The organism is Zooshikella ganghwensis (assembly GCF_018263875.1).
In the GTDB taxonomy this organism is placed as follows: domain Bacteria; phylum Pseudomonadota; class Gammaproteobacteria; order Pseudomonadales; family Zooshikellaceae; genus Zooshikella; species Zooshikella ganghwensis.
Map to the genome: position 1 here is coordinate 20,310 of NZ_JAEVHG010000025.1, position 26,597 is coordinate 46,906.

30 protein-coding genes are annotated in these 26,597 nt (G+C 38.6%); 24 read left to right on the forward strand and 6 right to left on the reverse strand.

Annotated features, from left to right (window positions below; genetic code table 11):
- Positions 1–101: 101 nt before the first annotated feature.
- Complete coding sequence (locus tag KHS79_RS22965; protein ID WP_212722421.1) at positions 102–356, reverse strand: hypothetical protein; 255 nt, start codon at positions 354–356, stop codon at positions 102–104.
- Positions 357–856: 500 nt separating this feature from the next.
- Here KHS79_RS22965 and KHS79_RS22970 point away from each other — a divergent pair, with 500 nt between their 5' ends.
- From KHS79_RS22970 to KHS79_RS23035, 14 genes are all read left to right on the forward strand, one after another.
- Positions 857–1,576 (forward strand): DotI/IcmL family type IV secretion protein, encoded by a 720-nt coding sequence (locus KHS79_RS22970; protein WP_212722423.1) that lies wholly within the window; start codon positions 857–859, stop codon positions 1,574–1,576.
- Between the two features lie 8 nt (positions 1,577–1,584).
- Positions 1,585–2,694 (forward strand): DotH/IcmK family type IV secretion protein, encoded by a 1,110-nt coding sequence (locus KHS79_RS22975; protein ID WP_212722427.1) that lies wholly within the window; start codon positions 1,585–1,587, stop codon positions 2,692–2,694.
- A gap of 10 nt (positions 2,695–2,704) precedes the next feature.
- Positions 2,705–4,090, forward strand: a complete 1,386-nt coding sequence (traO, locus tag KHS79_RS22980; protein WP_212722430.1) for a conjugal transfer protein TraO — start codon at positions 2,705–2,707, stop codon at positions 4,088–4,090.
- Between the two features lie 10 nt (positions 4,091–4,100).
- Complete coding sequence (locus KHS79_RS22985; RefSeq protein WP_212722433.1) at positions 4,101–4,922, forward strand: hypothetical protein; 822 nt, start codon at positions 4,101–4,103, stop codon at positions 4,920–4,922.
- Between the two features lie 26 nt (positions 4,923–4,948).
- Entirely contained in the window at positions 4,949–5,458 is a 510-nt protein-coding gene (gene traQ / locus KHS79_RS22990) for a conjugal transfer protein TraQ (protein WP_233468566.1), read from the forward strand.
- A 16-nt stretch (positions 5,459–5,474) separates the two neighbouring features.
- Positions 5,475–5,960, forward strand: coding sequence for a DUF6750 family protein (locus KHS79_RS22995; protein ID WP_212722438.1), 486 nt, complete (start codon positions 5,475–5,477; stop codon positions 5,958–5,960).
- Positions 5,961–6,022: 62 nt separating this feature from the next.
- On the forward strand, positions 6,023–6,715 hold the full coding sequence (locus KHS79_RS23000; protein ID WP_212722440.1) for a hypothetical protein: 693 nt from the start codon (positions 6,023–6,025) through the stop codon (positions 6,713–6,715).
- The gene (locus KHS79_RS23005; RefSeq protein ID WP_212722442.1) at positions 6,716–9,760 is read left to right on the forward strand and encodes a hypothetical protein; all 3,045 of its coding nucleotides are present in this window, start codon (positions 6,716–6,718) and stop codon (positions 9,758–9,760) included.
- Positions 9,757–11,001 carry a conjugal transfer protein TraW gene (gene traW, locus KHS79_RS23010; RefSeq protein ID WP_212722444.1) on the forward strand — a complete coding sequence of 415 codons (1,245 nt, stop codon included), beginning with the start codon at positions 9,757–9,759 and terminating at the stop codon, positions 10,999–11,001. The genes KHS79_RS23005 and traW overlap by 4 nt, the downstream gene beginning before the upstream one ends.
- Before the next feature lies 1 nt (position 11,002).
- A complete protein-coding gene (locus tag KHS79_RS23015) occupies positions 11,003–11,590 on the forward strand; it encodes a hypothetical protein (protein ID WP_212722447.1) in 588 nt (195 codons plus the stop codon).
- 1 nt (position 11,591) lies between these two features.
- Positions 11,592–13,790, forward strand: a complete 2,199-nt coding sequence (locus KHS79_RS23020; protein ID WP_212722449.1) for a DotA/TraY family protein — start codon at positions 11,592–11,594, stop codon at positions 13,788–13,790.
- Positions 13,791–13,834: 44 nt separating this feature from the next.
- On the forward strand, positions 13,835–14,356 hold the full coding sequence (locus tag KHS79_RS23025) for a hypothetical protein (RefSeq protein WP_212722452.1): 522 nt from the start codon (positions 13,835–13,837) through the stop codon (positions 14,354–14,356).
- 35 nt (positions 14,357–14,391) lie between these two features.
- Entirely contained in the window at positions 14,392–14,592 is a 201-nt protein-coding gene (locus tag KHS79_RS23030) for an EexN family lipoprotein (protein WP_212722454.1), read from the forward strand.
- 111 nt (positions 14,593–14,703) lie between these two features.
- Positions 14,704–15,048: a hypothetical protein gene (locus tag KHS79_RS23035; RefSeq protein ID WP_212722456.1), complete on the forward strand. Its 345-nt coding sequence runs from the start codon at positions 14,704–14,706 to the stop codon at positions 15,046–15,048.
- A 181-nt stretch (positions 15,049–15,229) separates the two neighbouring features.
- On the opposite strand, the gene KHS79_RS23040 is transcribed toward KHS79_RS23035, so the two are convergent.
- Positions 15,230–15,637 (reverse strand): type II toxin-antitoxin system HicB family antitoxin, encoded by a 408-nt coding sequence (locus KHS79_RS23040; protein WP_094789546.1) that lies wholly within the window; start codon positions 15,635–15,637, stop codon positions 15,230–15,232.
- A 58-nt stretch (positions 15,638–15,695) separates the two neighbouring features.
- Positions 15,696–15,878: a type II toxin-antitoxin system HicA family toxin gene (locus tag KHS79_RS23045; protein ID WP_094789547.1), complete on the reverse strand. Its 183-nt coding sequence runs from the start codon at positions 15,876–15,878 to the stop codon at positions 15,696–15,698.
- A gap of 379 nt (positions 15,879–16,257) precedes the next feature.
- Here KHS79_RS23045 and KHS79_RS23050 point away from each other — a divergent pair, with 379 nt between their 5' ends.
- The 3 genes from KHS79_RS23050 to KHS79_RS23060 are packed head-to-tail and all read left to right on the forward strand — an operon-like array spanning position 16,258 to position 17,969.
- Positions 16,258–16,887: a hypothetical protein gene (locus KHS79_RS23050; RefSeq protein WP_212722458.1), complete on the forward strand. Its 630-nt coding sequence runs from the start codon at positions 16,258–16,260 to the stop codon at positions 16,885–16,887.
- 12 nt (positions 16,888–16,899) lie between these two features.
- Positions 16,900–17,733 (forward strand): abortive infection family protein, encoded by an 834-nt coding sequence (locus tag KHS79_RS23055; RefSeq protein WP_212722460.1) that lies wholly within the window; start codon positions 16,900–16,902, stop codon positions 17,731–17,733.
- A gap of 2 nt (positions 17,734–17,735) precedes the next feature.
- The gene (locus tag KHS79_RS23060; protein ID WP_212722462.1) at positions 17,736–17,969 is read left to right on the forward strand and encodes a hypothetical protein; all 234 of its coding nucleotides are present in this window, start codon (positions 17,736–17,738) and stop codon (positions 17,967–17,969) included.
- A 117-nt stretch (positions 17,970–18,086) separates the two neighbouring features.
- Here the strand turns inward: KHS79_RS23060 and ssb are convergent, their stop codons facing one another.
- Both ssb and KHS79_RS23070 read right to left on the reverse strand, forming a co-directional pair.
- The gene (ssb, locus tag KHS79_RS23065; protein WP_212722464.1) at positions 18,087–18,626 is read right to left on the reverse strand and encodes a single-stranded DNA-binding protein; all 540 of its coding nucleotides are present in this window, start codon (positions 18,624–18,626) and stop codon (positions 18,087–18,089) included.
- A gap of 13 nt (positions 18,627–18,639) precedes the next feature.
- The gene (locus KHS79_RS23070) at positions 18,640–18,981 is read right to left on the reverse strand and encodes a hypothetical protein (RefSeq protein ID WP_212722466.1); all 342 of its coding nucleotides are present in this window, start codon (positions 18,979–18,981) and stop codon (positions 18,640–18,642) included.
- A gap of 106 nt (positions 18,982–19,087) precedes the next feature.
- Here KHS79_RS23070 and KHS79_RS23075 point away from each other — a divergent pair, with 106 nt between their 5' ends.
- The 7 genes from KHS79_RS23075 to KHS79_RS23105 all read left to right on the forward strand — a co-directional run bounded on the left by KHS79_RS23075 (position 19,088) and on the right by KHS79_RS23105 (position 25,917).
- Positions 19,088–19,489, forward strand: coding sequence for a lytic transglycosylase domain-containing protein (locus KHS79_RS23075; protein WP_212722468.1), 402 nt, complete (start codon positions 19,088–19,090; stop codon positions 19,487–19,489).
- 9 nt (positions 19,490–19,498) lie between these two features.
- Positions 19,499–20,620 (forward strand): secretion/conjugation apparatus DotM-related subunit, encoded by a 1,122-nt coding sequence (locus KHS79_RS23080; protein ID WP_212722470.1) that lies wholly within the window; start codon positions 19,499–19,501, stop codon positions 20,618–20,620.
- The gene (locus KHS79_RS23085; protein WP_212722472.1) at positions 20,617–21,570 is read left to right on the forward strand and encodes a DsbC family protein; all 954 of its coding nucleotides are present in this window, start codon (positions 20,617–20,619) and stop codon (positions 21,568–21,570) included. Before KHS79_RS23080 ends, KHS79_RS23085 begins: the two co-directional genes overlap by 4 nt.
- A gap of 15 nt (positions 21,571–21,585) precedes the next feature.
- Positions 21,586–23,796: a TraM recognition domain-containing protein gene (locus KHS79_RS23090; RefSeq protein ID WP_212722474.1), complete on the forward strand. Its 2,211-nt coding sequence runs from the start codon at positions 21,586–21,588 to the stop codon at positions 23,794–23,796.
- A complete protein-coding gene (locus tag KHS79_RS23095; RefSeq protein WP_212722477.1) occupies positions 23,793–24,845 on the forward strand; it encodes a toprim domain-containing protein in 1,053 nt (350 codons plus the stop codon). The genes KHS79_RS23090 and KHS79_RS23095 overlap by 4 nt, the downstream gene beginning before the upstream one ends.
- A gap of 127 nt (positions 24,846–24,972) precedes the next feature.
- Positions 24,973–25,449, forward strand: coding sequence for a type II RES/Xre toxin-antitoxin system antitoxin (gene parS, locus KHS79_RS23100; RefSeq protein ID WP_212722479.1), 477 nt, complete (start codon positions 24,973–24,975; stop codon positions 25,447–25,449).
- Positions 25,450–25,917, forward strand: a complete 468-nt coding sequence (locus KHS79_RS23105) for an RES family NAD+ phosphorylase (protein ID WP_267910773.1) — start codon at positions 25,450–25,452, stop codon at positions 25,915–25,917.
- A gap of 137 nt (positions 25,918–26,054) precedes the next feature.
- On the opposite strand, the gene KHS79_RS23110 is transcribed toward KHS79_RS23105, so the two are convergent.
- Complete coding sequence (locus KHS79_RS23110; RefSeq protein ID WP_212722482.1) at positions 26,055–26,546, reverse strand: hypothetical protein; 492 nt, start codon at positions 26,544–26,546, stop codon at positions 26,055–26,057.
- Positions 26,547–26,597: the final 51 nt, after the last annotated feature.

Below are 26,597 nucleotides of genomic sequence, written 5' to 3' on the forward strand. Positions count from 1 at the left end.
ATAATATCAACTGTGATTGCTCAAAGTTAGTCGAACTTTGGTATCATCAAGCCCTGGTAAGTTTGGCGACTAGGCAGGGCCGATTTCTTGAACCCAGCTTCTTAGCTGGGTTTTTCCTTTCTACCTAAAACTTTTTCTTCATCAATCCAGTATTCATAAGGAATATCGAATTGATGGCGAAGCCTGACTATATGCTCCATCGATAAGCCTCGCTCTCCTTTAAAGATTTTTGTAATACTTCCTTGATCCCTGAAAATAGGCAGGAAGTCTTTTCGGTTGTAACCTAATTTTTTTTGGATTATGAGCAGATTATCTATTGGCTTTCCTACTTGAAGCTCTTGTACAGATATGGACATATCTCACTCCATCCAATTAAAAAACTAAAACTTTCTCATTCTTGATGTGTTGTATGCTTACAAATATAGGATTGGCAATACGCCAAGTCAAGTGTTTTTATAAAACAGTTTCAACCTTATTCTTGTGTCTGTAAACAAAGCTGTATATTAATACAGTGTTAAAGTGATCATGTTCTATATAATTTGATTAATAACTATACAAAAACTGTATTTTAGTTTGTTGTAAGTCACATAAAAACTTTGTTTAAAGTAGCAAATATGATGTTCAACCATAAATGCAACATATGTCTTAAATATGTGCACTGATTCCTGTTTGTAGTGTGAGTTAATGTCTGACGAAATAGTTAAGTAAATGATAATATTACACTCCGCTTTAAACCCTCAAAAAAACCGTCAAGCTGCAATACAAATAAGGTGTGCATCTTTCAAAATTTGTTATGATCATGGTTGAATTGGTTTTGTATATTGCGTAGTATACAAAATAGAAAAGGAGTTAAAGAATGCAGGTTGATGGTGAATCAAAACAGTTAAAAATTTTATCTACTCGTGAAGAAGTTCTGGATGAGGTTCGAAATGTATTAACTCAAACGGTAAATACAGTAGATCCGGCAGCTAAAGCTAATGAGGAAAGAAAGAGAGTAGCTAAGGTTACAACAGCTGCAGTAAAACTAAATATTATTTTGGCATCGGTTCTATTGGTTTCGGTGAGTGCAAATTGTGTTTTTGGTTGGTTTGCGATTCATAGAGAACGTCAATATTTTGCTGCAGATAATGGTAGATATACGCAACTAGTTCCCTTAAATAGACCTTATCGAAAGGTATCAGGCATTATTCAATATGCAAAAGATACTATTAACAGATCCTTTTCATTAGACTTTTTAAACTGGCGTCAACAGTTAGAAGATGTGCGTCCACTATATACAAAAAGTGGATTCAAACAATATTTAGATGCTTTAGAAAAAGGTAAGTACATTAAATATTTAGAAAAAGATTTAATGAATATTACTATCACTAGCTCTACAGGTGTTGTAAGTAAAGAGGGTCTAGTGAATGGAGTATATGTCTGGATTATTGAAATACCGATTGAAGTTAAAGTTGCAGGACAATCAAAACAGCTTACACCACAGAAGTTTGTTGCACATGTGAGGGTTGAGCGAGTCTCTACATTAGAGTCCGTGGGAGGAATAAGTGTTGGACAAATCATCACTAAACCAAAATAGGAATCAGTATGAGTATACGTAAGTTGGCACTATTTATTTGTCTTAACCTCAGCGCTGTTTCCCTAGTTGTAGCAGAAGAGACTAGTGATGAGAAAAAAACGAAAGACACTCAAAGTGCTCAAAAGGAGTGGGTTCAATCACCTAATTTTCCACCACCTCCTGGCTTTAATGGCAATACGAACTATACAACAAACAACTATCCAGATCCTAATGGTAGATATTATCAATATAATGCGCAGTCCCAACAGCCCCAAGCTGCAGGACAAAACCCTGGACAGAATGGTGTAGCAAAACTGCCTCCTTTGGTGCCACCAAACGGGTATGATCGAGCGAAATCACACATGGCTCCATTTACACCTGAGCAACTAAAAGAGTTACGTAATCTTTTAGAGTCTACACGTAAAGCTAATTCTTATGAGCCTGTACGTTCAGTCCCAAGAATAAGTGGAGAGTCAGTTGATCTATCACCAGGCGCTGCTATTCCTATTTTACGTACTTTACCTGGAGAAATGAGTTCGCTTGTATTTATTGACTCGACAGGTGCCCCTTGGCCTCTAGCTGCAGCACCTAGAGTTTCAGGTGGAAATAATAAATTATTCTCTGTTGAGTGGTTAAAGGATTCACCTACAGTCATTGTGTCTGCATTAACGTCCTATCAAGACGGTAACTTAACAGTATTGTTAAAAGGTTTAGCTACACCTGTTGTAATAAAACTAGTTACAGGTGAGGCGGATAACAATAAAAAACTACGCGTTGTTGATTTTAGAAAAGATCTCAGAATTCCTGGTAGAGGGCCATTTGCTAAGGCTCCTATTTATAGCGAAAGTAAAATAAATCTATATAACGACACACTGCAATCATTTTTAGATGGGATAAAACCAGCTAATGCAAAACCCGTAAAATGGCAGCCAAAAGATCAATACCCATCAGAAAAAGTACAAATTTGGCAATTAAAAGATAAGCTTTTTTTGAGAACCCGCCTAAGTTTGCAGTCTGGCTTTGATGAAACCTTAGCCTCAAGCGATGGCACAAAGGTTTACAGTATGCCGCTAACACCTTACATCAATTTATCTGATATGAGTAATTCAATCGTTCTTCTTCTGAACATTGAACAATAAGGAGGATGCTATGAGTGAAATACAGAATGATACAACTCAAAATGATGCATCCAGACACTCGAAAGCAGTTTTAGTAGCTGCTATGGGATTGGTGTTTGCTGTAGCCTATTTAGGCATCAGTTACTTAACAGATAAGCCTGAAACACCTTCGCATATATCGGGACTAGGGAATACAAGTTCAAGTAACTCTCAAGAGTCTGAGCATTATAAAAAGACATTAAATGAGTACAACAAAAACAAAGCAGACATAGCAGAAAATAGTGGTGATAGTTATTTAAGCGTGCTTTCTGCAAGAACAAAAGATAAACCTCTCGCTGAAGATGAGAACGTTCAAAATAATCAGCCACAAGTTGTATATAGATATATAGAGGTACCACAACAACAACAGCAGCAACCGGTAAATTATGAGGCTGATGTAGCCCAGTTAGATAGCATCATTACTCAGACTGTCATGAATAACTGGCAAGCAACGAGTCATAGTGCTGCAACAGTGACTGAAGAAAAGGGCTATGCTTCTTCATTAATGCCTGTCAATTTTGCTGGGGGTAATAATGCAGGACCAGGGCAACAAGGTATCCCTGCTGAAAAAATTGTAGAGGATTTTGCGCTTATCCCTGGTACTTTGGAAACGGACATAGATACCGATGAAAATTCAGGAGTATCAGTTGTCGTTACAAGTGGTAAGTATGCAGGTATGCGGGTTTATTCGGAAGGATACAAGCTGCTTACCAAAACAGTAGATGTAAATCTTTTATGGATGCAGTGGAAAGGAAAATCTTACAAGATAAAGGCTAAGCTAGTTGATCAACATTCAGGAAGGACATCTCTTTCGGGTGAAGTTAATAATCGTTACTTTTCACGGATAATACTGCCAGCTATCGCTCAAGGTATAAGTAAGGCAGGGCAGATATATGAAGAGTCTGGTACAACAACAAGTGTATCCGATGGTGTTATTGTCCAATCAAGAGATGGAAATCCTTCAGGAAAGCAAATAACAGGGGCGTTTGTTGGTGGTTTAGGTAGTCAAACAGCCAGTGTGATGCGTCAAGATGCTGCAAGAATGCCTATCAGACAGGTATTAGTGCCAAAAAACGAAACAGTAGGCATTCAGTTTTATGGACCTGTTCTATCAACGGATGAAGTAAGGGCAAATGATCAGCAAAATCACTCCCTTCCTTCTGTCCAGTATCAACCTAATTCTAATGGGTATAATTTAGCTGCTCCACCTCAACAGCAGCCTTATTACCAGCCACAGTATCAGCAGATACAAGGGCAGCCAGTACAAAATATTCAACCACAGTATATAAACCAAGGGCAGCTACCTAGTGGTGTTTACCCCATTCAGCCTCAACCGAATAGCCAGCATTATTACCAGCAACAGCCAGCTCTAAGGTAAGGAAAACAGGATGTCAGATAAATTTTTTGATGAAGATAATGATGATATTTTCAAAGAAGAAATAGTTCCTGCTAAAGATGAAGGCTTAGTTAATAAAAATAGGCCAGAAGAAAGTGAAGAAACGAAAAAACCTGCAATTACAGGTATTCACTTTACGATACTGGCGGCTTTGTTAAGTGCTGGATGGATATTTGGCCCTAAGTTGTTTTCATATTTGGAGACAAAAGAACAAGTAGTACTTAGCACTGAAGATAAAAAAAGCAAAGAAGAAGAATCATATGATTTTTTAAAGCCAAACAATCATGAAACCTTAGATATTAAGACCGCAAAAATTCCTGAAAATAGCACTACTAATGACTCTTATAGCACAAACTTAAAGGATGATAATGATGTAAGGGTAAAAGAGTTAGAAAAGGAACTCATGAGCTTAAGGGCAGAAGGAGAGGAGCTTTCAGAGAAGGTAGCGGGTTTAGAATTACAGCTTTCTGAGAAAGAAACTGCATTAAATACGTGCTTGGTAGATACGAAAGAAAAGTCAGTATCCAACTCTAAAGCAAAGCCAAAGCCGCGAAAAGTTGCTAGTAATTCAGCAAGATGGTCTGTTGTTAAAAAAAATACAGCTAAACCTAAATCTGTCAGATCAAAACCAGTTAGACATAGCAATAATATCAGAAAGTACTCGCTGAATACGGTCTTTAATGGTCAAGCATGGATACAAAATGATGATCGAACATATGTTGTACATGTTGGAGATGTCATTGATGGATTTAGGATTATAAAAATTGATCCAAATCGCAGGCAAGTTATTACTTCATCTGGGGTTATAAGGTAAGAAGGTTATAGATGGATCTGGCTACAATGGTGACAAAGGCTGGGGAGCAATTCACTTCCTTTTGGCCTTTGCTATGGGCACTTGGCGGCTTGTGTGGCATTTGGTTTTCAGGAACAACTGTCATGCGCGTAATTAGGGCCAATAGGTTCCCTGGTGCTCCTATGATTTCTGCAAAAGAAGCTATTGGTTTAATGATATCTGCTGCATTAATGGCGAATTTATCAGTGTTTATAAATAACTTTTGGAATTCGTATGGCAGTGGTCAAACAGTTTATGGCGCATTGAGTTATTCAGGTGCTGCGGGATTAGGGCAACTATCTGCAGCACTTGGAGCGGTTTTAACGATTGCGAGTGTTTTTGGGGGCTTTTATTTCTTCAAAGGACTTTTAATGTTTAAAAATGCTCAAGTTGGGGATAGCTCTCAATCGGGAGATCAGGCATGGCGAGGTCTTGGAGTTATGTTGTTTAGTTCTGCGTTAATTAACATAGTTCCTATGATTGAGTCGTTTAGGCAGACGTTTGGTCTAGTTTGGTAATTTAGGAAACAAGTAGATGGTTAATAAAGTCAAGAACCCAATTAATTTAATAACAAATATAGGAAGAAAAGCTCATATATCTGCCCAAATGAAAGCGGCTGATTGTTTGGCTCAAGCGGCTTCATTTAACCGCTTTCAGCGTATATTAATGGTCTCCAGTGCGGCAGTTACTTTCTTAGGAACGTTATTTTTGCCTGCAGCGCTATATGCCGATGGTCTTGCAGATATGACTGATAAATTTGGCACGCAAGCAAGTGATATTAAAGGTGATGTAGGAAAAATGTTTGCAGCTGGTGGCTTTTGCTGTGCTGGTTATGGTGGCTGGAACTGGATTCGTAAAGGGCGCGAAGGTGATCGTAGCCAGATTGAAGGTAAGCAAATATTTGTGCCTATTTTAGGCGGTGCGGTTCTAGGTGCTATTGGTACAGTGATGCTTAAGACTGGTCAAAGTATTGGTTTGACGGATGGTGATCACGGTAAGGTTCCTGGTGCAGGAGGCTAAACCCTAAAGGCAACCATTTGGTTGCCTTATCCCTCCCTAAAGTAAATTGTCAGGTAGATATTATGGATAGACAAAAACTTGATTTGACGTTTTCTGTTCGCTCAACAATATGGGGAGATAACAATGATTATGTTGAAAGCTCAAATGAACCTGACACTAATACTTTTACAAAAGAGAAAAAAAATGAGGTATTAAAACAAGATAAATATAAGTGCGCTTTTTGTGGTTTTGAGTCTTTATCAAATGAAATACATTCTATCAATGATAATCACTATGATTTAAGTGATGAAAACCTTTGTGCAGCAGATCCTCTTTGTCATACATGGCAGCATTTAGAGTCTATAAGCGATAAGGATGCAGTAGTAGCACTAATACCTGGACTGAAGCCAGAAGATGTTAATCATCTCCAAAGAACAATTTTTATTGCGCTTCAATCTGATGATAAGACAGTAAAATCAGAAGCTAAAGCACTACTTAACTGGCTTGCATCTCACAAAGAATACCTTGAAGAGTTTGGGTCGTGTTGGACGACTTCAAAGCCTGCGGTATTTGCTAAGGCACTAAAAAAGCTGGATCAAGAGCAAAGAAATAAGCGTCAAATAGTGCTTGAAGACTTGGTATTAATATTTAACCCAGTGTTTATAAAAAATTATGTACAAGGCTGGTTTCAAGATTGCCAACAAAAAATGCCTTTAAAGAGCTGGAAAAAGCATTATGTAGATACCAAAAACCTAATAAGTATAAGGGGTAAATGAGTGGGAAGCTTTATCGGAAAATGTCTAAACAATATTGAAGAAATTTTAGAGTTTGCTGCTAAGTATGCTGTTGGTAAAGATTTACCCTCATATTGCCACCTAAATACAGCGATTGGTTTGACTGATGAAGATATAGCACGTCATCCTGATCTTAAATCACCTTACACGCTTGTAACAGATCAGAACTCTTTAGTTTCATGCTTTGAGATACAGGGTTGCTATGAAATTCTTTCTGATGAGCAGTTTGAAGAAGTCGTAAAAAACCTGCGCCTAAAATTAAATGGATACATGCGTACTTATGGACACTCTTTAACATTTTCTTTTGAGCGTGATCCGAACAGAGCATTTGATGAACTAATGCGTTTAGCAGAACCTCAGCTAAAAACAGCTAAAAGAATAGGTTTAAATACAGAAGATATTGTTATTTCAAGAATAAAAAGAAATTCACCTTTGGTGGCATGGGAGCAAAACCTACTGTTTGTTTATACGCATACGAGTGTTTTCAGTAAGGAAGAAATTCGCCATTTGAATACTGAGCGTGCTAAGGCTATGGCTAAGCATAAGATGCCAAAAATCAATTATGGTCAAAACCCCGCAGTTTATTTTTCGGCCATGAAAATGATGCATGACACATTTATAGAACGTATTCAAACAGACTTTGAGCGGTCTGGAATAGAAGGTAGAAAGGGTGTCATGTTACAGCTGCTTTCAGGTCATGAAGCAGTAAAGCGTATAAAAATAATGACAAACCGTGAAAGAACATCACAAAAGTATAAGCCTGTTCTGCCTGGAGACCGCATTATACCACGAGGAAGAGAGGATAAAGCGGACTACTCTGATCTCGTACCTCCTAAGCTGTCTTATCAAATATGTACACAAAACATCGAGACAGAAAAGGAGTTTATTAAATCGGATAATTTAGTTCACGGTAACTTATCAATGGAGCTTGGCCCACAAGAGCCTATGCCTTTTACCGAGCTATTTAAAAGTATTCGAAGAGATATACCATGGCGTATTACATTTGATATTACGCCATGTGGTTTAGATCAAATGAAGCTTAAGAGTGTTTCACTTGCGTTTGTTGGTATGCTGCCTAGCAACAAACTAATTAAGAAGTCTTTTGATGACTTAAAAGTAAAAGATAAGGAAGATGCTGTTTGTTCTATGAAGGTTACTATGTCCACATGGTCTGGTGATCTTAACCAAACAAAACGTAACCTTGCGGATCTAGAAAAAAGTATTCAGGTATGGGGTGTTTGTTCTGCCACGTCTATACATGGAGATCCTGTAGCAATTTGGGCAGCATCAATTCCAGGGTTTACATGCAAAAACCCCGCAAACCGTCTTGTACCACCACTTACGGATGCACTCTACATGACGCCTTTACAGCGGCCAGCCAACCCGTGGGGTGGTGAAGGTAATACGATACTTAGAACCCCAGATGGAAAGATATTTCCTATACAGCAAGGCAGTCAAATTCAAGATGCATGGATAGAGCTCTATGCTGCAACGATGGGTGGAGGTAAGTCGGTTCTTCTAAATGTAATGAACTTTGCCACCATTCATTCAGCAGGTAATGTGCGTCTTCCGTTGATGACAATCATTGATAAAGGCCCATCATCGCTAGGCTTGATTCAAATGGTTCGTGATCACTTACCCGAGAATAGACAAAATGAAGCGATATATTTGCTATTAGAGAATAATAAGCAATTTGCTTCAAATCAATTTGATACACAGTTGGGGCTACGCTATCCCGACTCATTTCAAAAAAGTTATTTAGATAGCTTTTTCACCCTTATTTGTGCAGATCCAATCACACGAAGCGCACCAAGGGAAACCTTAGATCTTATCTCTGCAGCAATTAATATTGCTTACAAAGATAAAGCAGAAATCAATTTAAACCTCTATGAGGAAACGATCTCTGAAAAGGTGGATAAAGCAATTAAGCAGGGTCGTTTACGTGAAAAGAAAGGTGATGCATGGTGGTCTGATGCAACTTGGTGGGAATTAGTTGACCTGCTGTTTGATGAAGGCTTTATCCAAGAAGCTATATTGGCGCAAAGGCTTGCTGTACCTGTGCTTGCGGATTTAATTCGGGCTATAAAACATGCCAGTATCCAAGACACTTTTTCAACAGCTAAAACAGATCATGGTGAGCCATTAATTAACTATGTTGAACGTCGCTTGCGTTCTGCAATGAACACGTATGCACTGTTTGCAGGGGTAACACGGTTCGAAATTGGTAGTGAAACACGCATAGTATCACTTGATATACAGAACGTGATGGGTGATGAAACCCCTGAAGGCAAGTTGAGAACTGCGGTTGTTTACATGTTTGGGCGACAATTAGCAGCAAAAAACTTCTTTATAAATGAAGATAATTTCTTACCTCTGGTCAGTAATCGGTATTTGGAGTATCACAAGAAGCGCGTGCAGGATATTCAGAATGAAATGAAAATCATGGCTTATGATGAGTTTCATAACACTGGGGGCCAAGAAGAAATCGTTAATGCATTAATCAGAGATGCGCGTGAGGGACGAAAGTGGGGTATTAGAATTGCAGTTATTTCTCAGCTTCTAGAGGACTTTCCAAAACCTTTACGTAGTGTTGCTTCGAATATCTATGTATTGAAAGGTGGTGTTTTAAGTGATGAAGAAATATTAAGCAATGAATATAAAGTATCTAAAGACACAATACGTTTACTTCGTCGTGAAGCGACAGGTCCTACCTCTGAAGGTGCAAACTTTTTAGCAATATTTATCACGAAAAAAGGCCCAGTTATTCAGATGTTAACAAACACAATCGGGCCAATAGAAATGTGGGCTTTTTCTACTACCAAAGAAGATGTAGCTGTAAGGAATAAACTATACAAGCTAATAGGCCCAATAGCCGCAAGACAGTTGCTTGCAATTCGTTTCCCTTCAGGTACTGCTCGCCCTGAGCTGCAAAGAATGCGCGATGAATCAGGAGACTATGAGGAAGTGTCTGTAATAGAGCGATTAGTCAGTAAGTTGGAGTTAGAGTATAAGGCGTTAGCAGTATGAAATTAAAAAAAGCGCGAACAGTATTTTTAAGTGCATCGATTTCTTCAATAGTATTACTTTCTTCTCCTGTCTTTGCTGGCGGTTGGCCTGTTCATGATGCAATAACAAATTTTAGTGTGGGTTTGGTAAATAAATCTGTTCTTGGTGTAACTATGAGTGTTAACGCGATGAATACCAGCGTGACACAAATGCTGTATAACGTAGGTATGTCAGTGAACCAAAATGGTACGAAGATTTCTCATACGGTTGAGGCTGCATCAAGAGTAGAGCGAGAGTTTGCTGTTGTTCAAGAGAGGAACAAGCGTGTTGAGGATGCCCGCCAGCGGTATAAAGTTTCGGCTAGCATATGTAGTGAAAACGTCTCTGGTGGCGCAGTAACAATTTCAAAAACTTCATCCATGAATAAGTCTACCATCAGACCTGGAGCAGGTGGTGGCTTTTCAGATGCTGATATACAAAAAGCAATCAATGAGCCATCTGTTGCGCCTGAAGTTGATAGTGCTCAATCAGCAAAAATACACACCAAATATTGTGATCATATAGATTATAAGGCTTATGGTGGCTCAAAAGCATGTCCATCGATTTCTGAGATGCCAGGTGGTGATAAGCGAATAGATTCTTTGCTTGTAGGAGCAGGTAAGGATGGCAAAGAGCCAGACCTGACGTTTGACCCAAAGCAAATTGATGCGGCCAGAATGTATGTAAAGAACTCTGTACGTCGTTCTGTAGGGGCTCAGTTAAAGAAGGGCGAAGCGGATACAACAGCAGGAGCACAGTACATAGGTTTACTGAATCAGTACAACGCCGTTATCTCTGCTGCCGCAGATCCACAGGAGAGCATGATTGCTCGAAGTGTACCAAGTAATGCAACAAAAGAGTTACTAAGTGAAGCATTGAAATCATCTGCTTCATCAAAGATTTACTTTGATCAGTTTGCTTCAAAAGTTGCAAAGCAAAAAAAGATAATGTCTGAACGTGAGTTTGAAGAGTTTGAAGCAGGGCGGCGCTACTCAAACGTAGAGTATCAGCGGGATCTACAGGAAATGTCGGGTGATAATCTTATCAGAGAGCAAATTAGGGTCTTAGCGTACCAGAATTGGTTATTACTCAAGACAAAAAATAATATAGAAAAAAATAACATTATTTCAGGCCAAATTTTGGCCTCAATGGCGCGTAAAGAGTTTAAGCCTGAACTTAATCAGCTGAAAACACGAGTTAACGCTGAGTTGGGGAGCAATTAGTATGCCTGATCAGAAGCAGCCCGGTAAATTGAAAAAAACAGGCTCATTTGTTTGGCGTTATTTGCTGCCTTTTCGCTCAATGGGGCAAACGGTTGGGCTTGTAAAAAATGAAATAACGCGTAGCAAAGACAATCTTGGTACTATTAAAGAGCTTGGTGGGGAAGCTGCTCGTCGTGTGGTTGAAGTTACCAGTAAGAAGAATGTTAAAAATCAATCATTTGAAGATGCGATTAATAATCGACCTGAAGGCTCATTGAATATCCCTGAATTAATAGATCACTTTTTAACAAAGAAGCGAATAACGTTGATGTTTTTTGGTGTTCTAGCGCTGGTGAGTGCTGTAGGTATTTTCACTGGTATAGCATACGGACAGATAGGGCGAATTTTTTTCGCTTCTTTAACCTGCATCACAGCTTTACCAGTATTATTTCTATACGCACTTCAAACACAGCTAAGAGTATGGCAATTAAGGAACCGTAGGCTCTCCAAGGAAGAAAAGGGTGGTATAAAAGACTTTATGCGAGAAACGAAAAACTGGTTCTGGGCAACCTTGAATCCTGAACTACCACTTTTAAAAAGCAGGGGGTAGTGTGAAAAGAATTTCAATTATCTCATTGCTGACATTTTTAACGCTATCTTTTTTTGCTGAGCTTTCTGTTGCTGATCCTGTTGCATATGGTGATATCCATGGTGCAGCAACTCGAAGCGATGATAAATCAAGGCAAGCGCTGACAACGGTATTTGGTGATATTGTAAATAACCCTTTGGCAGGAGCGGGTTCTGGTAACTATATTGCTGATATTTTTGCGATTATCAATGGTGTGTTATTGGTAATTGGTGCCTTTATAGCAATCTATGTTTTTGTTCGTAAGCTTGGACAGTCTGCACATGATGGTTCGGCTTTTGATCGGCAACGTAATAGCATGTGGGGACCAATAAACCTCCTGCTAGGTATAGCATTTATGGTTCCTACGGCTAGTGGTTGGTCATTAAGCCAACTAGTAATGCTATGGGGGGTTTCTATTATGGGGGTTGGGTCAGCAAATCTTGGGATGGATGTAGCTCTTGATGCATTTGCGAAGGGTGAAGAGATGGTGACGCAAGCACCTACACCCGACACAAGTAAACTGGCGTATGACCTGTTTGAGATTCAACTATGTAAACATTCTATAAACCAAGGGATTGCTGATGCAGTAAGAAATGGTGCACTTCTTAACGCAAAGATGATTAATAAAGTAGTCAAGGGAGCTGGCTTTGAGTTTACTAATGGCAGCTATAGCTGTGGTGGTGCTGAAGTAGAGCCGCCCAAAAGGCCATCAGGATTCAGTTTTACACGTGATCAAAGCGCATACTCTGTAACTGCAGATCACAATAAAGCGTTGCAGCAAGCCCATAAAACAGCATTGTTTAAAATGGAGAGAGAGCTGGATACAGCTGCAAAGGAGTTTGTCGTTGCAGTGTTAAGGCGTCAAGCAAACATTAATTCAAATGTGTCTAGTCCTGTACCAAAGATAAAATCTGCAGCAAATAATTATGAGAGATATATAACAAGAGTTGCAAATGGGCAATCGTTGACATTAAAAAACTTAGCTAACAAGCTTAAAACAAGTTTAAAAAACGAAGGTTGGATGTCTCTGGGAGCTTGGTATCAAACGTTTGCACAAGCGAATACCCGTGTGGCAGATGATGTAGCAGCGAAGGGGAAAGTATTTCTAAAAACAAATCGTGGTGATTATCAATTTGAACATGTTTTTGAAACGGTCATTATTGCTTATGAAACAAACCTTGCAACAGGACCATCAGCAAGTGACGCAAGCCCAATAGGGAATACCTTAAATAAAAAAGCTGGTGAAGATCTTAGTTCTGTTATAGCGGATATTGTCCGAGCACCTGGGGAAAAATTAACAAAAGGTCTAGTCGGATTAGCAAAAAATGGTGATACAAACCAAGTTAACCCAATTATAGCATTCAAAAATTTAGGTGATTACACTTTAGTGTTTGCCGAAGGATTAACAATTGGATATTTGGGATTATCTGCAGCTGCGGCTGTAGCAGAAGGATTTAGTATAGCGGGTGCCTTTGTCGCTGTAGCAAACGCATTTACAAGTGCAAAGGATGCCGCAATCGGTGTGTTTGAAGCATTAGGACCTTTTATACTGGCGATGATATCTGCGTTGTTTATTATGGGATCATTTTTATCTACTTATGTACCTTTTATTCCATTTATTACATGGCTTTCAGGTATTTTAAGTTGGATAATATCTGTTGTAGTTGCCGTAGTTGCTGCTCCGCTATGGGCCTTATGCCATATACTTCCTGAGGAAGGGGAAGGTGTAAACTCAAGAACATCAATGGGATACTTAACATTGCTAGATGTAATGCTAAGACCACTATTGATGGTAATTGCCTTTTTTATAGCTAGCATTATTGTAGTTATTATGGGAACCATCCTTCTAGAACTATTTGGGATAGCATTATCAAATATACAGTTTGAGTCTATAACAGGTGTTGTTAGTATTATTCTTTTTATTGGGGTTTTTATCTCGATAGGAGTAAACCTTATCCACACATCGTTTAACTTGGTATTAATTTTACCAGACAAAGCAATTAGTATGTTGGGACAATTAGTTGGAGCAAATAATAATGACCTTGGTGATCGAACAGGTTCTAGTGTGGCTGCAATGAGAAACAGAAACTACTCTGGCGGTCATATGAGAATTAGAGGTCAAGGAGGTAAAAGTGGTAATAATGGCTCAAGTGGTAGTGATGGTGCCAAAAAGGCTAAATAAAGTTTGGTGCTTCTAAATAATGAGTATTATAGGCAGGTGATTGGATGTATTTTGTACTTATAAAAAATGCTAGAAGGCTTTATCTAATATTTGCATTTTTCTTATCACCTGTTTTTTTTGCTGAACTCTTTGTAAAGGACTCATATTTTGATGCTCTTACGTTAGTCACATGGGGTTATGCTTTTATTGGAGTTATCCTTTTTATCGTAATGGACCCCTGGAGTAAGTTAGAGAAAAATATTAAGAAAGTAGTTCATAGATTATATGATGATAAAGCCTACTATTTCAGACCAAATATAGAGATATGGGGCAAATTAAAAAATAGGTACCTTGGTTTTGATCATGATACAAGAACAATACTATTTGTTGATGTAATGTTAGATACGCGTAAAGCAAATGAATATGTTCTTAAATACGATGATATTATAGAGGTTGAATTCTTTGATCGGCGTGTTGAGATGGTTTTTTATACGCATAAAGATGAGTTGCCGACATTTAATATTGTTCCTAAAGCGGCAGATTGGACAAAGTCAAAAGCATATGTTTTACAAGTGTTAAATAGGTAATACGATGTGTTCAATAATTCAGATTGAGGAAAAACATGTTTAAGTATTATATATCAGCGGTATTTATTTCTTCTGTAATGCTGTCTGGATGTGGAAGTAAAGACGAAGAAAAAGAGGTTAAAACTAGGAGTTGGTACAAAAATCATCCTGAAGAAAGAAAAGCGGTCATTAAAGCGTGTCAAGATAACCCAGGTGTAAAAGATCCAAACTGTGTTAATGCATGGCTTGAAGACTAGGTAACTAAATTCTCATCTAAAGCGCTATAGTACCAAATTGATAGTGTGGGAGCGAAACTTGACTTTATAATTACCACACAATTATTAATGATAAAGAGCAGTTAGTAAATCATGAAAAATCTATTAGCCCTATTTTTGGTAGTTATTCTATCTGGATGTGCAGGTGTAATGGCTTACAAATCTGGAACCCCTATCAGTGCAGCTCAAACAGCAGAGTTTAAGAAAGGAGTAACAACTAGAAATCAAATAACTACTAAGTTTGGGGCACCCCAAAAAACAGAATCGGTTGGTAATGAGATACATTATGTATATCAGTATACAGAAATTAACCACTTAGCCGCCAACCGCGATGAATCAACGCGCTTCGTATTTAATAGTAAAACGGGGAAGCTAATAGATATCCAGCGGTCAGCAAGTGCAGGTAATACAAACTCTCTTTTTCAGAGCCACCCGTAAAAAAGTTAATAAACGGTGCACTCTCGGTGAAGATGCGTGAAAACAAAAATTTTTTTAGTCATCCACACATAGTTACCGAGAGGATACAAAATGAGGGTCGGCCAGGACCCCCCTCTAGAGAGGGCATAAAAAAGCCGCCTAAATGGCGGCTTGTAGCTTCGCTTGATAGTTCAGACGTTTATTAACCTTCTTTACCTAGCTCTTTTCTCGCAGCCTGAGCTAAAAAGCCAGATCGACTACCATACCCTGGGTGTTCCGAAACAAAGTTATCAATCTTTAAAATTAATAGCTCAGGCAGTGTAATATTAATTTTTTGGGCTTTACCTTCATATCTGGTTGTATCAACTTCAACCATAAACCAAAAGCCGTTTTGGCAGTCTTCATCGTCTAAGTGACTATCAATATCTGCGGCTTTAGGTATCTCATTACCGTCATCTGCTAATAATTCAAAATGTGCATCAAAAGCGCTTTTCGCATCTATAATACACTCCTCTATAGTATCACCAGCAAAGAAAAGACCTGTCACGCCAGGAGCAAAGCCACTAGCGGAACCATCTTCATCTTTATGAACGTAAATTGGATATAACATCTTTTACGCTCCTACATCCTCTTATTTTGTTTCCTGAAAAGAGGGGAATACCCCCTCTTTATTTTAAACCGGCATCTTTAAGAATTCGGTTCAGCGTACCGACTTTTAAATCCTTCCTAGGGTGTGGGACTGTAATCACTTTGTCCGAGTTTGGGTGCTTGAACTGGTGATGACTCCCCTTAACCCTTTCCAGTTGCCAGCCGGCTTGCTCCAACATCTTGATTACGTCTGAACTTCTCAAGATGAACCTCCTTTTTACTTGGAGTCGGTGGTTATTATACCTACTAAATTGTAAAAATCAACTTTTTAGTGGTTATAGTGGGTATAAATAATATCTTACTAGGAAATCTCCATCCAAAGCGGACTAGCATCGCTTCGATGTCTGGGCTGACCACTACAGGCAGATTGCGAGACTACTTTACTGAGCAAGTAGAGTTCGGCAAGATGTACGACATGAGAGTGTACAAATACAAATGGAATGGCAGAAAACTACTGACTCTAGACCGCTTTGCGCCTATTTCAAATATATGCAATCGTTGGCCTGAAGCAAGAAAAAATGCTCTTTGAGAATACATGAGTAGTATGAAAATGCCTGAATAAATACAATAGGATATTTGATTGTGCGAATTGAAAATTTAAAAGTTGAAGACCTATTCGCTACCATTGATTGGTGTATTAAAAAATATTTTCCTGATAATTATGATGCAAGGTGCCTATACTCTGCTTGCGCTATTCATACAATTTTAGTTAGTTGCGGAGTTAAAGCTCAAATAGTTGGTGGTAATGTGGGTATTTTTACCGTATCAATTGATGGTCGCGAAGCTTTACTCCAAGGTTTTGGAGGTAGTGATGCTACTCAGCCAAGCCATTACTGGGTAGAAACAAGTGAGTTAATATTAGATCCTGGTGCTGCTTATTTACCCAAGAGCTCACAAATAAAAGTGGTACCCATGCCAATGGTAGCATGGAGAAAAACGAACCCATTGCCAAGCTACCTCCAATATCAGGATAAAATTCGCTACGCGGTTGATGCGGAATATATGTTTGCAGAGGATATTGCAACACGAATTTCAGACTTTATTGAACTTTGCAAAAAAAGATATACATCAAGGGCAGCTAAAAAAAAGCTCGTTACCTGGTTATTAACCTCCCCTGACTCTCTCAATAACGCTGCAAAGTTAGGAAATAAATGGGCAAAATGTGCACTGCACTTTCAGTCAATGAAATCTGTACCGACTATACCGGTATAAGGGAATGCGATAATGCCTAAGCTTAAAAAGTCTGAAATGAGGCTGATTAACTCTATCTTTAATATGGAAGAAGGCTACTGTTTAGATTTCTCTAATCGCACAATGGCAGAATTTTTTGAAGATGAGCTTAACGTTGAAATCTACAATGATAAGTATTCGTTTAATGGAACCTCAAAAGCCAGGCGTATACGAGCATTCATAGAGGTAGAAGATGAATTGCTTGTATCTAAGTTATTAAAAAAACTGTATGAGCATAAGGCTTCCATACTCAACTCTCCAAAGGACGACATCAAAGATAAAAAGTTGTTTGATTTGATAAGCCATATTGAATCAGCGGCTTCTAACGTGGCTGTATCAAAGCTATCAGAAAAGGCCAAAGTGCTAGATTTTGATACCGTTTCAACTGACTTAGATCGAGCCCTTAACGACGCAAAAAATGATCCAGAAAGTGCCATAACCTCAGCCTGTTCAACCCTAGAGAGTGTTTGTAGGTCTATTTTGGTAGAAATGAAAATTAAGCTACCAAAGTCAAAAGACCTAATGAGTCTCTATAAGGAAGTCCGAAAACCATTGGGTCTAACGCCTGACACATCAGCTTTTCCATCAGATATTGCAAATGACGTACTAAAAATCTTGGGTGGTTTAACAACAACAGTAGAAGGCATTGGAGCATTGCGTACTCATGCAGGTGATGCACATGGTAGAGAGAAGGGTTACAAGCGAGTTGATTCAAGAATAGCGAGTTTGTCTGTACATGCGGCTAGCACATTGGCACTTTTTATTCTTGAAACATGGCAGCGGAGCTACCCTGGAAAACAACTTAACATTTCACCAACAGGAAGTTGAGTATGCGTAAAGCCTGCATCGAACTTAATAAAACATTAAAAAATGCAACTTTGTTGGCAGGAGATCTTGGTGGTGGTAAGTGTCTGCACCTTTTTTCTTTATCAAATGAAAACTTGTCATATGACCCAAGCTCAGCAGAATGGTCTGCTGCATTTGATGAGTGTTTAGGTAAAGCGGACGAGTATAAATATGAGGTGAGTCGAGTACGAGGGCTCTCATTGACTAAGTCAAAATAAACTTTGCTATGCAGAATAATGTAAACTTTGTTTTAGGTTTGGTTATGTGTGAGTGAGAGTAGCAAAGAGTCCTCGCCCGATTAGGGCGGGGAGTGTAGGTCTGATATCCCATACCATTCAAAAAGGGATATCACCAAAATCATCTGTTGTAGGTCCAGTGTTTGGTGAGCGTTGAGGCTGGTTATTTGGCACTTGTTGCCCCATAGGTGGCTGATTATTAATGTTTTGCTGAGGCTGTTGACCTGGCATACCTTGCTGCCGGGCCATATTTTGCTGATTGTTAAACCCTTGATTTGGTACGCCTGGACTATCTTGTCGACTATCAAGCATCTGCATTTGACCGTTAATATCAATCACAATCTCTGTAGAATAACGATCTGAGCCATCCTGTGCTTGCCACTTACGCGTTTGTAGCTTGCCTTCCAAATAAACCTTGGAGCCTTTTTTTAAGTACTGGCCTGCTATTTCAGCCAACTTACCAAACATGACAACCCTATGCCATTCAGTTCGGTCTTGTGGCTGGCCTGTTTGTTTATCTTTCCATTGCTCACTGGTAGCAACGCTTATGTTAGCTACAGCGCCGCCATTAGGTGTATAGCGTACATCAGGATCAGCACCCAAATTTCCAACAAGAATGACTTTGTTGACACCTCTCATCGTATTCTCCCACTTAATTAACTTGCTTGACTGAAAAATTTTTCACTATGCATTCCATCAAATTTGCTGCAACTTCATCGTCCTGGCAACGAAATAAGACAAATGCATCTTTGATGTCCATCACTTTTTTAAACTTACGATAAACCTCATCTAGAGGGTCATTTTTTGAAACAGTAGAGATAATCATGCCATCCCTTTTTGTGCGCTCAACAAGTCGATCAATAGCATTTTGAACAACAGGCAAAAATTCGGCATTACCATCTTTAAAAGTTAATAATGAAATAATGAAAGGCATCTCATTATTATTGCAATCTTTCGCATAAAAAGAAGGTATCATCTTTGTGCTGTTAACCAATCCAAACTCCGAAATGTAAAGGGATTAAAGTGTTGTATAGTTTTGTATAGAATGTATAATACAAAATAGTATGCTATTTATGCAGCACTTTGTAAAGGTTAGATTTATGTTAGATATGCCTCCAGAACCTCCGTTAAATATACCTCACTGTATGGTGCAGGCTGCAAGTGATTACAATATTCCACTGCGTGGCTTATTAGCTTTGTGGATGGTTGAAGGTGGGCAAATAGGTACAGTAAGCAAGAATACAAATGGTACTAATGATTATGGTCCATTTCAGACAAATACAGTGTGGGTAAAAAAGCTTAAGAAGGACTTTGGTATTACAGCAGAAATGTTAACTGATGACTTCTGTCTATCAGCAAGAACAGCAGCATACATTCTTCGATATGAAATAAATCTTGCTGGAGGAAGTTTTTGGGATGGCGTTGGACATTATCACTCTAGAACGCCTAAGTATAAATACAAATATATTAAACGCGTATACCAGAAGTCGCTTTTATTTTAAGGAATAACAATGGCTAAACCTAGAAAGGATGAAATGGCTTTAGTTTATTTGACATTTCTGGCCGTAACCATCGGTTTCTTTCTCTACCTATGGTATGAGAACCGTACTTATATCTCGTACTATGCTTTGAAGTGGGCATGGCTTCAACTTTCAGTGTTTGATTGGGACTTTATGCCATTATTTGTCAAAGATTGGCAGCATCAAATTGCTGCGATGGCAAGAAATCCCAGTGGTGTAACCTTTGGTAGTTTATTAGATGTGCTTAATAAGGTTGGTTACTTCTTTATCTGGATACCTGTTTTATTTGCACTAAAAGCAGTTAAACAAACCTTAAATCACCCAGCAGAGCGCACTAGACGTGAAATTACGGTTGATACATTACCGCATATTATGGCTAAACATTCACCAGCTGTAATTCCTGCGCTTTACTATGGCAATTTACTTAATGAAGATCCCGAAGATCAGCGAAGCTCTGTATCACCAGATGATTATGCAAAAAAACATAAACTGATTGAAAACGGTTACTTAAATAAAGATAGAGCAAGAAGTCAGTTAGTTAAAGATCTGGGAAGAAAAGTCCATTCTTTTGACCAGTTATACGACTATGAAAAAGCATTATTTGCAGTTTTTGCTTCAAGAATATTTATAGAGAATATGGCAGATAAAAAAGAATTTGCTATTGCGCAAAAGCTGCTTGATAAGCTTAATTACTCATGCCACAAAGGTACTTATAAGGGTAAAAAAGGCTATCCAATTTTAAATTTAGTGTTTGGTGATTTTAAAAGATACAGCAGTAAAGAAGAAGCAAAAGCATGGTTAGCCAGGCACCCATACCCAAGAACACTTTTACATGCGATGCATAAAGAAGCTTTAACAAGGGGTAAGCTTCCATCTTCACATTTTAGATGGCTAAAAGGCATAGATAGGGAGCTTTGGTACAGTTTAAATACAACTGGTAGAAAGACACCATTCATCGAGTCGGCAGCTGTTTTTACACAGACGCTGTGGGAAGAGTTTGCGTACAAAAACGGCTTCACTATAGGTCAGCCTTATGTTGAAGATGCAGTAAATGGCTTGGAAAAGTACTTGGCTAAAGTAGGACTAGTTAGGTTGACAGGAGAAAATCATTGAAATTTGTTGATAAAATTGAAGTGAACGAAAATACACTATACATACAGTTTACTTCAACAGGTGAAACACAATTAAGTACGCTGCTTAATATTAGCCAGGATATTAGCTTTTTCAAAGAGGATAAGGCGTTAATTGCAAGTTTGCATGGGCCAGATAAAAAAATTACTCTTGAAAGGTTTTCTAGTGAAGAGTCTGCCAGAAGAGCATACGAATTTTTGCAAAATAAATTGCAAAAATATCGTAGAATTAATAAATTGAGCAGAATAGCTAAGGGTATTATTAAGTGGGGCGTACTACCTTTAATAGGTATCGTGTTAGCGCTAGCAATCAATACTGCCATCGCATTCAGAAGTATGCCAGTGCAGAATCCTCAGCTTGCTCAGTCTGTTAATGCATTAGCAGGACAAATACCTGTTACTAATCAAGTAGAATCTGTAAGCAATGAAAATACCCCTTCTCCTTCTGCCCCAACATATCAGATACCACCACCTGCAGAGCTTGCAAAAGCATTAAATGAAGGTATTAATGCTGGTGACTACGCGATTCCAGTTTCAACAACAGGAAAAAAACGACTTTATGTCTTTTCAGACCCACAATGTCCTCATTGTAAAAACATTGAGCCTATGCTGGATAAATTATCAAAAGAATATTCAGTTTATGTATTTCCAGTATCTCTAATTGGCGGTGAAGTATCAAAAAAACAAATTACTAAAGTGTTATGTGCAAAACCTGAAGAACGCAAGACTCATTGGTCTGAAGCTATTGAAGATGGAAGTATAAACGTTGAACCATGCGCGGAAGGAAAAGAAGCGCTTATTTCAAATGAAAAAATATTCTCCATTATGCGCTTTGAAGGAACGCCGACACTAATTAGGGGCGACGGAACTCAATTTCCTCTTACTCAAGAAATGTCATATGAATCTGTAAATGGTTGGATGTCAGCGAAGTAAGGAGCTCAGTAGCTAATGGTTAAGTCACCAAACCATTTATCTCCTGATCAGTTAAGTAGGGATCAACTGGTTAGGGATACAAGATCAACAGGTAAAAGGTTTGCACAAGCGCTATTTCGTCCAGCAACCTTTAGGAAAGTGCTTATTGCTGTAATTCTTTTTCAGTTTTATATGCCTGCATTTTGGCCTGTTTCATTGATAGTGATATGGGTTTTGGTGCTCTCCTACCAAGATTATAAGTTTCATATGCCTTTGCGTATGCCGAAAGACATTGGCGGTATAGATCGAACTGATTACACAGAAACGATTAAGGAAAGTTCATTTCTGTTTGGATTGTTTAAAAATACAAAGCCTGTACGTCGATATGCTGACTCTGGTGGGATAATGTACCTTGGCTTTATGCGCTCTAAAGACCTAAAAGATGTAGGGAGAGAGCTTTGGCTAACAAACTCGGATGCGCGTACTCATATGTCATTACCTGCGACCACTGGTGGTGGTAAAACCGAAACTATCAACGGTATGTCTTATAACGGGCTATGTTGGGGGTCTGGTTATACGATCGCTGATGGTAAAGGGACTAATGAGCTCCCTTTTAGTCACTGGTGTCTTACACGTCGTCTTGGTAGAGAAGATGACTTCCTTGTACTGAATTATTTACGCGGAGGCCAAGACCCGTATGAAAGGTTGGTCCAGGCAGAGGAAAAGCGTGCCCAAGATGCACCAATTAACGAGCAAAGTAATTCAATAAATCCGTTTTCTGATGGTACAGCAGACTTCATTATTCAGCTATTAACCTCATTATTGCCCAAGGCTACAGGCGATGGGGCAAAATGGCAAAAGGCTGCCATCGCTATGATGTCTGCAGTTGTTCGAACGCTTTGCTATAAAAGAGCTAAAGGTGAAGTAGAGCTATCCATTTCTGAAATTCAAAAAAACATGGAATTGCATGGCCTTGTTAAATTGTACAAAGAAGGCATTAGAGGTGAGATACCTGAAAAAGCATTTTCATCCTTAAAAACCTATCTGGAACAAGGGTTACCTGGTTTTAATATCAACTTAATTGATAAGCCTGAAGAGTGGGAACCAGAAGTTTTTACCCAGCATGGCTATTTGGCACGTGATTTTATTGATCCAATAACCATGATGTCGGATACCTATGGGTATATTTTTGAAGATACATTTGCAGAAATTGATATGCAAGATGTGCTTTTAAACAATAGAATTCTTATTGTTTTAATCCCTTCTATGGATAAGTCCTCAAGTGAAGCTGGATCATTAGGAAAACTATTTGTCTCTGCTACACGCTTGATGATGGCTAGAAACTTAGGTGAGCAGATTGAGGGATACTCAACACTCATTGATGTTAAGTCAACGAACTCACCCAACCCTTACATTATATTTTTAGATGAGCTTGGCTACTATTTTGCTGAAGGCATTGCAGTCATGTTTGCTCAAGCACGTTCAATGGGGTTTATGCTGGTATCTGCATTTCAAGATATTCAAGCGCTCAAGCGAGGTGACGGCTCTGGTGAGTATGCTTCGATGATAGCGAATACTAAGGTCAAGTGGGTATTAGCACTTGAAGATCCAGAAGATACCTTTGAAATGGTCCGCAAGGCAGCAGGAACTGCATATTATAGTATGCTGTCGGGCCATGACACAGTCCAAGGTTCACTAAGTCATTCATATAAAGCGCAATATACTACAAGTGTCTATGAAAAGGATCGTATAACCTTACCTGAACTAAAAAGACTGAACAGTGGTGAAGGTGTATTAGTCTTTAAAGACAGCGTAATACCTACACAATCATTTTATATACCTTCTGATAAAAAGGTTTCTCAAAAGCTGCAAGTTAGAATAAATCGTTTTATACAAGTAGAGCGACCTTCTTTAAGCAGAAAACCTGATTTTATGAAACCTGTAAATGAAGCAGAAATTGGTAGTGAAGCGGGCGTTATCAAACAGTTTTCTATTGGCGAAAAGCCCTATTACCATGGTTTAGATGACCCTATTCTGGATGCAGTAAAAGAAGCTGCAAGTGGCATGGATGGTTTGAGTGATGACGATAAGCTAAACGCAACAGAGCGTGGAGTTTTCTTGTATGAAGCGGCCAGAAGGGCAATGTACCAGGCTAAGTCTGATGGTTATACAGGCTATATGCACTCAGCTGTTTATGATGATCTTGAGTTAACTCCTGAAATGCTGACAGATGAGGTAGAGTCATGAGTCATCAGGGTTTTGCAGGTAATGCGGACAAGAAATTTAAAGATGCAGATGAATTAGAGAGATTTAAAACGGATATAGACCTTGTGCAGTATGCTGCATCGAGAGGCTTTGAAATAGTCCGATCAGAAAGTAGTAAAAGCTGCCAAAAGTTGAGAATTGGCAAAGAAGAACAAATCTTGGTGTTTAAGGATAAGGGCGGCGGACATTATGTATATAAGTCTGTTTATAATGAGGATAATAAAGGCTCAATTATAGATTTCGTTCAAAAAATGGATCACTGTAATCTTGGTGAAGTAAGAAAAAAGCTTAGAGATTTCGCTAGGATGCCAAAGCCTGAAATTAAAGGCTATAATGGTAAATTGCAGTCCGTAGAAAAAGATATATTAGCTGTTCAAAGTGAGTATTTTTCTACTGATATATGTAATGACAGCAAGTATTTAAATAGTAGAGGAATATCAAACAACACAATAAATAACCCACGATTTTTCGGTACAATGAAGGTAGGACAATATAATAATATTCTATTCCCACACTACAATGAAAAGGGTTTATGTGGGTTCGAAAAGAAAAATAAAAACTTTACAGGGTTTGTTGAAGGTGGTGAAAAGGGTTTATGGTTGTCACGTTCTCGAACTGGTAAAGATAATACACTCGTGGTATCGGAATCAGCTATAGATGCACTAAGCCATTATGAGTTGAAGCCTAGTAGCTACACCCGCTATGCAAGTATCGGTGGGTCTATGAACGAAAATCAACCACAATTATTAGCCAAGATGTTTAAAAGCTTGCCGTCACACATGAAAGTGGTTGGAGCTTTTGATAATGATAAGCAAGGTGAAGCATTCTCCAAGCAAGTTGAAGGCATATTAAAAGAAAATAACCCTGCATTAAGTTATGAGCGAGATATACCTACAGCTAAAGACTTTAATAAACAACTCACAGACAGTTTAGGTATAACGCATAACAACACACAACAAGCAGTAGCTATGCGGAAAAATCAAGAATCCAAGCCTCGTATGACGCAAGCAGAGAGGCAAGTAAGGAGATAGGACCAATTAAAGTTTGCATAGGTCATGCCAAATGGCATTATATATTCGCCATATTGCAAGTAATTATTCTGAGTGCTACACTACATATATGGCGATCACATTACGCCATTTGGCATAGGAAAAAATTATGCAAAACTCTACAACAGAATTTAAGCAAAAAAAACTATCTGCAAAAGACTTGAAAGGTTTTGCAAGTAAGTTGAACACACCTGGTGTATTAATCAAACAGTGGCGAGACCCCGTTTTTTTGATCGATACGATTGAAAAGGGGCTTAAGACGCAGGTCATATTGTCTTTACAGAGTCAGCTTGAGCTGTCAGATGAAAAGATGGCTTATATTCTGCAAATGAAGCCAAGAACATTCAGCCGCCGTAAGACAGAGCCTTCATTGAAGCCAATTGGTGAATCTGAGGCGGGAGTGCGTATTGTAAGACTTTGGGAAATGGCTTTGAACACTTTTGGTGATAAAAACCAAGCAAAAGAGTGGTTTATCAAGCCAAAGCAAATGCTTGGTAATATAGCCCCTATCGATCTGTGCCGCACGGAACCAGGAGCAAGAGAGGTTGAAGACGAACTAATCCGGATCGAGTGGAGCGTTTACTAAATGCTTTGCTACAGGCTAATCCGTAAACGTTATAGGTCAACTAAAATGAGTTGTCGAGGTGCTGAGCAAGCTGGAGGTAGATGGAACAGAAAGGGTATACCTGTCTTATATACATCAGATAGCCCATCACTTGCAGCGCTAGAAATTCTCGTACACACCAATTCTATCGATGATTTAGTCAATCAATATTGTCTATTTCAGATAAATATCCCTGATAATGCAGTTGAAGTTTTTGATACAGCTGATATTGATAATGACTGGAAATCAAGTACGTATTCAGAAGCTACACAGTTTCTTGGCGAATATATGTTAGAGCAGGGCATATTGGCTGTTAAAGTGCCTTCGGTTGTAGTGCCAATGCAGTACAATATAGTTCTTAATGGATCTCACTCTTTATATAACATGCTAGAAACGACTGATCCTGAGCCCTTTTTATTCGATACTAGGTTGGGAAATATTAAAATGTAGAAATAAAAAAACCGCAGTCTGCAAAGACTGCGGTTTTTCTTTTCTCAACGCATAACATAATAGCAAGTATACACTAGCATAAATGATAGGGGTTTTCTAGGTACTCATTGTTTTTAAAGGGCAGAAGGAAGAAAAAATTATACTGTAACTTTTATGTGTGAATAAAAGCGACAGACAGGGTTTTGAATATATTTATAGTGGCGCTGAGGTATAATTCCGATATTCACAGGATTATCATGGAACAGTGTTTTACCTTGGTAGTTAAAAACTCTGATGTGTCTAAGTTTGGGGTGGTTTAATAAATTTGCTGCCTTGTCTGGCTCTGAAGCTAGATAACTGATTAGGCTATCGTTATCACTAAAATCACTATTTGTTTCTTGTAAAGATCGCTCAAGCTGCTGAATGGTTGCTTTTGTCATTCTGTTTGTTGATATGAACTCATAATAACTTAAATCATCAGGCTTTAGCCTTTGAGTGTAACGAGGCTTAGATAGTACGACATCAAAGTCAATGATAGTAAAGTCCAGCTGCAGCTTTTTAGCAAACTCTGTGGCTTTTGCGTAACACAGGTGTTTGCTTTGATGACCATACAGTGCGAATAAAGCTTGCTCTGTATTGCTATTAGACATGTAATTCGTACAATCTCTCAACTTTATATTAGAAATTTTTGATATGTCGCC

Excerpts from the sequence above, each read along its gene's own strand:
- KHS79_RS22965 (WP_212722421.1), bottom strand. The coding sequence starts at position 356 with ATGTCCATATCTGTACAAGAGCTTCAAGTAGGAAAGCCAATAGATAAT.
- KHS79_RS22970 (WP_212722423.1), top strand. The coding sequence starts at position 857 with ATGCAGGTTGATGGTGAATCAAAACAGTTAAAAATTTTATCTACTCGT.
- KHS79_RS22975 (WP_212722427.1), top strand. The coding sequence starts at position 1,585 with ATGAGTATACGTAAGTTGGCACTATTTATTTGTCTTAACCTCAGCGCT.
- traO (WP_212722430.1), top strand. The coding sequence starts at position 2,705 with ATGAGTGAAATACAGAATGATACAACTCAAAATGATGCATCCAGACAC.
- KHS79_RS22985 (WP_212722433.1), top strand. The coding sequence starts at position 4,101 with ATGTCAGATAAATTTTTTGATGAAGATAATGATGATATTTTCAAAGAA.
- traQ (WP_233468566.1), top strand. The coding sequence starts at position 4,949 with ATGGTGACAAAGGCTGGGGAGCAATTCACTTCCTTTTGGCCTTTGCTA.
- KHS79_RS22995 (WP_212722438.1), top strand. The coding sequence starts at position 5,475 with ATGGTTAATAAAGTCAAGAACCCAATTAATTTAATAACAAATATAGGA.
- KHS79_RS23000 (WP_212722440.1), top strand. The coding sequence starts at position 6,023 with ATGGATAGACAAAAACTTGATTTGACGTTTTCTGTTCGCTCAACAATA.
- traW (WP_212722444.1), top strand. The coding sequence starts at position 9,757 with ATGAAATTAAAAAAAGCGCGAACAGTATTTTTAAGTGCATCGATTTCT.
- KHS79_RS23015 (WP_212722447.1), top strand. The coding sequence starts at position 11,003 with ATGCCTGATCAGAAGCAGCCCGGTAAATTGAAAAAAACAGGCTCATTT.
- KHS79_RS23025 (WP_212722452.1), top strand. The coding sequence starts at position 13,835 with ATGTATTTTGTACTTATAAAAAATGCTAGAAGGCTTTATCTAATATTT.
- KHS79_RS23030 (WP_212722454.1), top strand. The coding sequence starts at position 14,392 with ATGTTTAAGTATTATATATCAGCGGTATTTATTTCTTCTGTAATGCTG.
- KHS79_RS23035 (WP_212722456.1), top strand. The coding sequence starts at position 14,704 with ATGAAAAATCTATTAGCCCTATTTTTGGTAGTTATTCTATCTGGATGT.
- KHS79_RS23040 (WP_094789546.1), bottom strand. The coding sequence starts at position 15,637 with ATGTTATATCCAATTTACGTTCATAAAGATGAAGATGGTTCCGCTAGT.
- KHS79_RS23055 (WP_212722460.1), top strand. The coding sequence starts at position 16,900 with ATGCCTAAGCTTAAAAAGTCTGAAATGAGGCTGATTAACTCTATCTTT.
- KHS79_RS23060 (WP_212722462.1), top strand. The coding sequence starts at position 17,736 with ATGCGTAAAGCCTGCATCGAACTTAATAAAACATTAAAAAATGCAACT.
- ssb (WP_212722464.1), bottom strand. The coding sequence starts at position 18,626 with ATGAGAGGTGTCAACAAAGTCATTCTTGTTGGAAATTTGGGTGCTGAT.
- KHS79_RS23075 (WP_212722468.1), top strand. The coding sequence starts at position 19,088 with ATGTTAGATATGCCTCCAGAACCTCCGTTAAATATACCTCACTGTATG.
- KHS79_RS23080 (WP_212722470.1), top strand. The coding sequence starts at position 19,499 with ATGGCTAAACCTAGAAAGGATGAAATGGCTTTAGTTTATTTGACATTT.
- KHS79_RS23090 (WP_212722474.1), top strand. The coding sequence starts at position 21,586 with ATGGTTAAGTCACCAAACCATTTATCTCCTGATCAGTTAAGTAGGGAT.
- KHS79_RS23095 (WP_212722477.1), top strand. The coding sequence starts at position 23,793 with ATGAGTCATCAGGGTTTTGCAGGTAATGCGGACAAGAAATTTAAAGAT.
- parS (WP_212722479.1), top strand. The coding sequence starts at position 24,973 with ATGCAAAACTCTACAACAGAATTTAAGCAAAAAAAACTATCTGCAAAA.
- KHS79_RS23105 (WP_267910773.1), top strand. The coding sequence starts at position 25,450 with ATGCTTTGCTACAGGCTAATCCGTAAACGTTATAGGTCAACTAAAATG.
- KHS79_RS23110 (WP_212722482.1), bottom strand. The coding sequence starts at position 26,546 with ATGTCTAATAGCAATACAGAGCAAGCTTTATTCGCACTGTATGGTCAT.